Origin of the sequence: Moraxella sp. RCAD0137 (assembly GCF_002894025.1) — a bacterium.
Lineage (GTDB): Bacteria > Pseudomonadota > Gammaproteobacteria > Pseudomonadales > Moraxellaceae > Moraxella > Moraxella porci.
This window is the reverse complement of record NZ_LTCC01000025.1, coordinates 1-7092: the sequence shown is the minus strand read 5'-3', so window position 1 is coordinate 7092 and position 7092 is coordinate 1. Positions and strand designations below refer to the sequence as shown.

Annotated in this window: 8 protein-coding genes and 2 pseudogenes; 3 read left to right on the top strand and 7 right to left on the bottom strand. The window is 43.8% G+C overall.

Annotated features, from left to right (window positions below; all coding sequences use genetic code 11):
• The first annotated feature begins 656 nt into the window (after window positions 1–656).
• Entirely contained in the window at window positions 657–1721 is a 1065-nt protein-coding gene (locus tag AZ602_RS09725; RefSeq protein ID WP_103034722.1) for a replication initiation protein, read from the top strand.
• A gap of 169 nt (window positions 1722–1890) precedes the next feature.
• Here the strand turns inward: AZ602_RS09725 and AZ602_RS09720 are convergent, their stop codons facing one another.
• Together AZ602_RS09720 and AZ602_RS09715 are read right to left on the bottom strand one after the other, a co-directional pair.
• Window positions 1891–2148 (bottom strand): type II toxin-antitoxin system YafQ family toxin, encoded by a 258-nt coding sequence (locus tag AZ602_RS09720; RefSeq protein WP_103034723.1) that lies wholly within the window; start codon window positions 2146–2148, stop codon window positions 1891–1893.
• Window positions 2126–2413: a type II toxin-antitoxin system RelB/DinJ family antitoxin gene (locus tag AZ602_RS09715; protein WP_103034721.1), complete on the bottom strand. Its 288-nt coding sequence runs from the start codon at window positions 2411–2413 to the stop codon at window positions 2126–2128. Before AZ602_RS09715 ends, AZ602_RS09720 begins: the two co-directional genes overlap by 23 nt.
• Window positions 2414–2664: 251 nt before the next feature.
• Between AZ602_RS09715 and AZ602_RS09710 the strand changes: the two genes are divergently transcribed.
• Both AZ602_RS09710 and AZ602_RS09705 read left to right on the top strand, forming a co-directional pair.
• Window positions 2665–3081 carry a hypothetical protein gene (locus AZ602_RS09710; protein WP_103034720.1) on the top strand — a complete coding sequence of 139 codons (417 nt, stop codon included), beginning with the start codon at window positions 2665–2667 and terminating at the stop codon, window positions 3079–3081.
• A gap of 196 nt (window positions 3082–3277) precedes the next feature.
• On the top strand, window positions 3278–3589 hold the full coding sequence (locus tag AZ602_RS09705; RefSeq protein ID WP_223820406.1) for a plasmid recombination protein: 312 nt from the start codon (window positions 3278–3280) through the stop codon (window positions 3587–3589).
• Here AZ602_RS09705 and AZ602_RS10240 read toward each other — a convergent pair.
• The 5 genes and pseudogenes from AZ602_RS10240 to AZ602_RS09680 form a co-directional block, all read right to left on the bottom strand.
• Window positions 3544–3663, bottom strand: a pseudogene (locus AZ602_RS10240) (LysR family transcriptional regulator); the annotation flags it as partial. The gene AZ602_RS09705 and the pseudogene AZ602_RS10240 overlap by 46 nt on opposite strands.
• A 27-nt stretch (window positions 3664–3690) precedes the next feature.
• Window positions 3691–4905 (bottom strand): chloramphenicol/florfenicol efflux MFS transporter FloR, encoded by a 1215-nt coding sequence (gene floR / locus AZ602_RS09695; RefSeq protein ID WP_103034719.1) that lies wholly within the window; start codon window positions 4903–4905, stop codon window positions 3691–3693.
• 216 nt (window positions 4906–5121) lie between these two features.
• Window positions 5122–5394, bottom strand: a pseudogene (locus tag AZ602_RS09690) (DUF3363 domain-containing protein); the annotation flags it as partial.
• A 201-nt stretch (window positions 5395–5595) separates the two neighbouring features.
• The gene (locus tag AZ602_RS09685; RefSeq protein ID WP_103034718.1) at window positions 5596–5961 is read right to left on the bottom strand and encodes an inhibitor of g-type lysozyme; all 366 of its coding nucleotides are present in this window, start codon (window positions 5959–5961) and stop codon (window positions 5596–5598) included.
• Between the two features lie 699 nt (window positions 5962–6660).
• Window positions 6661–6966: a hypothetical protein gene (locus AZ602_RS09680; protein ID WP_103034717.1), complete on the bottom strand. Its 306-nt coding sequence runs from the start codon at window positions 6964–6966 to the stop codon at window positions 6661–6663.
• Window positions 6967–7092 lie beyond the last annotated feature (126 nt).

The window sequence follows — 7092 nt, the reverse complement described above, 5'->3', positions numbered from 1 at the left end:
CCCCCCCTTATTAGCAACACCAGATAATTTCTTATTTTAGTCCATTATCCTAGATTTTAGATAGAATGATACAAAAATAAAAAAAATAACCAAAAAAAAAAATCTTTTTTTATTTTTTATGGCATCTCAAAGCCTTATACATAAGGGCTGTAGAGTTTATAAACAGGCGTTTGGATACCATTAAAAGAAAAATAACAATGAAGTTGGCAAGAGCTACACACTTAGCCATGATAAGAAAACTTACACCATCCAACAAGACTATGAAATCAGAACAAAAGAGCTAGGAGCAAAACTTGAACAAGGGCAGGTAATTTTTTCTTTGTCTTTTCAAAAAAAAATAAGCTCAAAAAGTAAGTGAAAATTTGAGTTATCCACAGAAAAAAAATGGCGATAGCTTTTTTATAGGTTTTTAAAGGTTTTTAAAGGTTTTTAGACCCCCGCAAACCCTTGCTACATAAGGCTTTGCGAGACTTAAATAGGAGGAAAAGACGGCTAAATAGGAGGAAAAGACGGCTAAATAGGAGGAAAAGACGGCTAAATAGGAGGAAAAGACGGCTAAATAGGAGAATATTTACAACTCCTTTAAGGAGTGATATAATTAACTCCTATTTTATCAACTATGACAAAAAAGACGGCTAACTATCGGAGCTTGTTTTATGAGTAACGACCTAATCGCAATGGATAATTCCATAGTAACATCAGCCTACAATCTAAGCGTTAATGAACAACGCTTGATTTACTGTGCATTAAAGCAAATGCCAAAGTATGACCCTAAGAACCCTGATAGAGAGCCGTTAGACCCTAAAACCCCATTTTACATTACTCGTGATGACTTTATAGAGCTTGGGGCAAACCCTGATAATGTTGCCAAAGAGATACGCCAAGCGACAAGGGAGCTAATGAAAAAAAGCCTATTTGTACAGACTACCGAAGGGATTAGGGAATTTCATTGGTTGTCAGAAGTATTACGCTATGACCGCAACGCAGAACAGAAGTTAAGAGAAAAATACCCCAATCCATCGGATTATAAGAAGTACATTAACGCTCTTAAAATGTACAATCTAATAGATACCCTACCCACCCATAAAGCAGATGATAACATTGTTGCTAGGGTTGTTTTTCACGAAAAAGTTATCCCACTACTAAGCGACTTAAAGGCAAGTTTCACCCAATTTTTACTATCTGATGTAGCGGAATTTAGCAGTATTTACAGCTACCGTATTTATCAATTATTTATGCAGTACCTAAACAAAGAAACTGGCAAAGGTTGGACGCAGATTGATTTTTATGATTTGCGTTTTATGCTGATGTTGCTTGACAAATATCCTGCAGCCAAAGATTTAAGGGTTAATGTAATTGATGTCGCTATCAAAGAAATCAACGAGAAATCGCCATTAAAAGCCAAATATGAACTTATCAAAAAAGGGCGTAAGTTTGTGGCAGTCAAATTCACTTTTGAGCTGAAAGAAAAGGCTAAAAAGACAAAAGAAAATGAGAGCCGAGACCCAAACACGGTTGATATGCTTGCGCCCATTAGCATGACAGACAAGCAACGCCAGCTATTCGCTGGTAAACTGGCAGAGCTTAGCGAGCTTGGCGACTATGCGCCAATCGGAATGAGTATGAAAGAATACGCCAAAAAGATTGAGAGCGACCTATTGGACCCACAAAAAACCGAATTTTACCGCCCGTACTTAGAGAAATTAGGATTTAAGGCTTGAAAAAAAATTTTAGGCAAAAGAAAAAACCCACTCAATAAGTGGGTTTTCGCTTAATACTAGGGGGTAGGCAAATAGCCCTCAAATCGCAAAACTAGAGTACAAAACAACGCCCTTGCGATTGCCAAACCAATTAAGGCAAAAGCGCAAGGGCGTTGTTTTTGGCGATAGGTTAGCCAAAAACTTCTGAATGTGAATTTAGGCGAGCCAAATGTAAGATTTCACCATCAATTTTATAAATCAAAACCAAATCATTGGCGACATGACAATCACGCCAACCGCTCCAATTACCAGTTAATGCATGGTCTTTGTACTTTACTGGTAAAGTCTCATTACGGCTTAGGCAAGCCAAAACCTCCACCAAGTTTGTTGTTAGCTTAATCTTGCGAATATCACGATCAAAGTCTTTACTGGTCTTGATTTGTAGCATCGCCATGCTCCGCCAAAAACTCATCAAGATTGGCGTACAGTGTACCACCGCCGTTGTCCAGTTCACGCATGGCTAAAATTGTTTTTGCGTTTGGGACATAGTCTGCCTGATAACTTAGACTTAAGGGGAATTTGCGAGTAGCTACTAACTCCAAGAACAGCATTTTAACCGCTTGGCTTGGTGAAATGCCGTAACCGTCCAAAATTACTTTGGCTTGGTTCTTTAGATCGTCATCAATACGGATATTTAGATTTGAAGTTGTCATAATTTAGGCTCACATTGCACATAAATTTATTTGCATTGTAAAATTATTTTTGGAAAAAATCAAGTAAACGTATTTTTATTGTATTTACAATACAAATACAGCTAAAACACACAAAAAGGTTTTTAGACACCCCTGTAAGCCTTGTGTATCAAGGGTTATAGCGGGTTAAATAGGAGGGATTGACGCAAAAAAAGGAGAGTTATTGACAATCTCCTAAAAGAAGTTTAAATTTTCATATTTTAGGGTTAATTATGCGTTATTTATACTTAATAGCGGTCTCTTTAATAAGTGGTTTATTACTGGTATCTTGCACCAATACCGCTTACAATAAAACTTATATAGCAAATAAACCTTTAGATTTGTTATCTTTTACCGCTTTTGGTAATAAAAATCAAAGTTGGCGCGCAGTAGTCAAAGATAATAAGCTAAGTATAGATGCTGATTTTTTTAGTCTAGAAGTTCTAGTAGTTGTTTCTAGCTCTATGCTAAATCAGGGTATAAGTTATTCAGGTACACTCAATGGACAATCTATTTTACTAAACATAGAAAAGAAAACTTGCATTGAGGATGATGGGCATGAAAATGAATTTACTGCAAAATTGAGTTACTTAGGGAAAATTTATAGTGGCTGTGCTGTTTCTGGTGCAATAGATGTTGCACCGACCTAATTGGGCAAGGGCAGCAGCGCCCCACAAGGGCGCTGATAACCGCGCCTAGTGGATTATTCTTGGATAATCATGGATGGATTTTTCCAACACCCCACCAGCTCCCCCCCCCTTCCTGGGTTTGCAGGTTTAGGGGCGTGACAGTTACGCCGGGGGTTCGTGACAGTTACGCCGGGGGGGGGCGAAGAAGCTCAACAGCATGGGCACGGTGGCGGCTGCGTTGCAGCACTGCTACCGCGACCGCGAGACGCCGAACGCCGATCAGGAGCGCACACCGGACAACGATCACCTGGCGGCCAGATCGACCGATGAGGCGATGGGCAAGCTCAGGGAGCGGTTGCCGGAGAAGCGGCGCAAGGATGCGGTGCTGGCGGTCGAATACGTGATGAGCGCCTCGCCGGAGTGGTGGCAGACCGCAAGCGCCGACCAGCAGCGGGAGTTCTTCAAGCGATCGACCGAGTGGCTGGCCGCATGCCGAAAATTCAGATGCTCGGCGACGGCGATGAACTGAACAAGGGAAATGAGCGGTATCCTGCCAGACAGGATACCGACATTCACGAGGTTTCGATGGTTAGTGCGCCGCATCGGAGCGGGCCTGCTACCAGTCGTCGGTTAGACGACTGGCGACTTCTCGGTGGCAGCCCCACGGAGCCGAAGGAGCACCAGCCCCAACGAAACCAGTACCGCCATCGCCGTGGCGTAACAGATCACGGGCCACGCTGTGTCACCGTTTAAAAGTGCCACCGCCAATGTCCCGACAATGCTGACTATCAGGCTTTGAACGCAGAAGTAGAACGCGACCGCTGATCCCGCGATGTCGTCGAACTCTGCCAAAGCGCCGTTCGCGGTAACGGACACCGTGAAGACAATACCGACCGCGACAACCCACATCGGTAGGATGAAGGTGAGGAATGACGGCGAGCCGTAAAGTTCGCCGATCCCCAACAGGACCGCTCCGCAAACAAGCAACGCCATCCCACGCGCCACGCATCCTGCGATGCCCCATCTGGCGACAAAGGACTTCGCGAAACGGGTTGTCACGATCATTACAAGCGCGACAGTGGCGAAGGCAAAGCTGAATCCGATCTCGGAATATTCCGCTTGGCCTATGAGCACACGGGGAGCCGTCGAGAAGAAGACGAAGAAGGTGCCTATACCGGCGCTAAAGCCGACAGTGTAAACCCAAAAAGCCGGACTCGCGAAGATCGGCAAGACAGATCGGCGCGTCTTGACTTGATCCAGAGGGCGGGTTTCGTGCCACCTGAAACCCGCATTTAGGAGTGCGAGCATCGCCAGTATAGCCAAAGTAATGAATATCGCCTGCCATCCCAAGAACTCGCCGATCAATGCTCCGGCGATAGGGCCGAGCGCAGGCACGAACGCCAGAATCGAACTGAAAAGGCCGTAGATGACGGCACCTTCGGGACGATTGGCATATACGTCGCGAACCGTCGCGAACGTCGCCACCATCATGGCCGACGCGCCCACTGCTTGAAGTAGACGAAACGCAACAAAGGCCGGTGCAGTTGAAGACCAAGCTGCTCCCAGAGACGCAGCAACGAAAGCCGTTGCGCCTACAAGCAGGATCGGCCGTCGCCCGACGCGATCGGAGAGTGGCCCAAAGATCACTTGGCCCACACCGAGCATCACCATGTAGAGGCTCAACGTGAGTTGGATTATGGATGGAGTCGTGTTCAGGACGCCCGGCATCGCCGGAACGACTGGAAGATAAATATCCATCGCCAGTGAAGCGAGGATGTCGAAAGGAGCCATAAGCAGCAAGGCTGCCGGCAGCGTATAGGCCCACGCGGGGCGTGTGGTGGTCATGACGAATCAACCCTCGATTAAGGAATACCGGGCGACGTCTGCTCGTCAGCAATCAGATGAGACTAGCCTTACAGAGCGCCGCAACAACAATACTGGTTGTTGCGGCTTACTTGTCTGCTGACTTGGAATTTCCCATCTGATTACTCCACGCTTACGAATATGAATTGCTACATTTTATCCGATTATCTTTTGCTTCGCAATGCGGCATGGGCGCACTCAGCGTTCCAGCCCCCTCTGCCGCCCTAACTGCCACGACACCGACCCGCCCTGCACGATGCCCATAACCTCGCGGCCGAGTTGGCGGTCGATGATCGGCCGCCACGGGACAAGGGTGAACTCATGGGATTTCTCGACCACGGCGAACTTGCCGCTCGATAGATGCACGGTTCCGGTAAACTTGCCGCTGACGCTCTCGCCGTCCGTGGCGGCGCGGAACGGCAGGCCCTTACTCAAAGCCATATCCGATCCGACGCCGGCTACCTCGCGCTCCAGCGGATTACTGCGGGTTTGGTGTGGGGTTTAGCGGGCTTTGCCCGCCTTTCCCCCTGCCGCGCAGCGGTGGGGGCGGGTGTGTAGCCTAGCGCAGCGGATAGATCAGTTATCCGGCCTCTGGCCGGGCATAGTTTGTTGCTCTGATACCCTCCCCTTGCTAAAGTAAGGAGAGGGTATTAAGTAAATAGTATGAGTATTTTAGTTTGTGATTTGAATATTTATTCTATATTTATCAACAATCTTCTTACGAGATTGCGCTCTTGGTAAAACAACACGCACCTCATATTTTCCTGTTTTTGGTAAAGTATAATTCTCATTTGGCAAAAAATCATCATAACCATATAGCACAACATCTGAATGTTGTGAGTTAAGGCTAATATTTAATTTTTGTCCTTCTTGGGCATAAAAAATATATTTATCATAATTATACCCTTTTATGCTACCAGAATATGAAGCGGAACAACTCCCATTTTCAAATCTAACTGTTTTTGTTTTTGCAAAGGCAGGGGACGTCAGCAAAGATATTGACAAAAAGAGTGCCAAAATTGAAGAAATTTTTTTCATTACTTATTCCAAATAAAAGTTGAATTTTTGAAATGAATTGAATACAGCACTCATTCCTATAAATTCTACAGCTAACCATATTGTAGTTAATTTGCATTGCAGATGCAATAATTAGCATTACAAAATCTTAAAAGCACTTAGAACGCTCTGTAATGCCCTCTAAGGGCTTTTAACTTTTTATTGGTATCATTATACCAGCTAGGGTCTAAAAAGCCCTTAGAACGCATTTAAGGCGCATATAATCGATAAAAACCTAGCCACTCTTTGCTAATTAAAAATTGTTTAATTTTTACCGCGTTTTGGGCTATTTACCCAAAACGCGGTATTTTTTATTATGGTTGTTTACAAACAATTCCTTTTAAAATCAATAAGTTAAACACGATTTTTGACGCTTTTGTATACAAAAAATCTTAAATTGTAAACAGCTACAAGCCTTATATACCAAGGCTTGTAGGTAGGTTGATTTGTTGCGTGGTGTGTGGTAGAAAAACAGCTCCCTGCAAGGGTTTTTATATGCCTTATTTATTGAATAATGCTTTTTACTTTACTCTTTTTGATAGGTTTAGATACCACTACAGCTGGTTTAATGGGCTTTGGTGGAGCTTAAGGCTGGATTAGTTATAAAATCGATTTTAAGGCGTTTTTTAAGCGTTTTAAGCGTGTTTGGTGCCTAGGTGGTATAAAACCACTAGGCAGTCATTAAAGCGGATTTCTTAGCCAGAATGTAGCCGCTGCAATCAGTGCAACCACAATACTACCAAAACAAGCAATTAATGCTACAATGATAGATGATGATGGATAGTGTTTGGTTTTTTTGATCGCCTCATCAATTTCAGCTTGCATTTTGGTAATGCCTGCCTTGAGTTCTTCAGCTTCAGTATCCAATTGGGCTTGTCTTTCCATCCGCTCACTTTCATATCGCTGTTTATCCATTTCCACATCATGCAATGCTTGCCTTACCATGCGTTTTATTGTGTACAAGATTTGATCGGTTTCAGCAGTCATAACTACCCCCCCTTATTAGCAACACCAGATAATTTCTTATTTTAGTCCATTATCCTAGATTTTAGATAGAATGATACAAAAATAAAAAAAATAACCAAAAAAAAAAATCTTTTTTTATTTTTTATG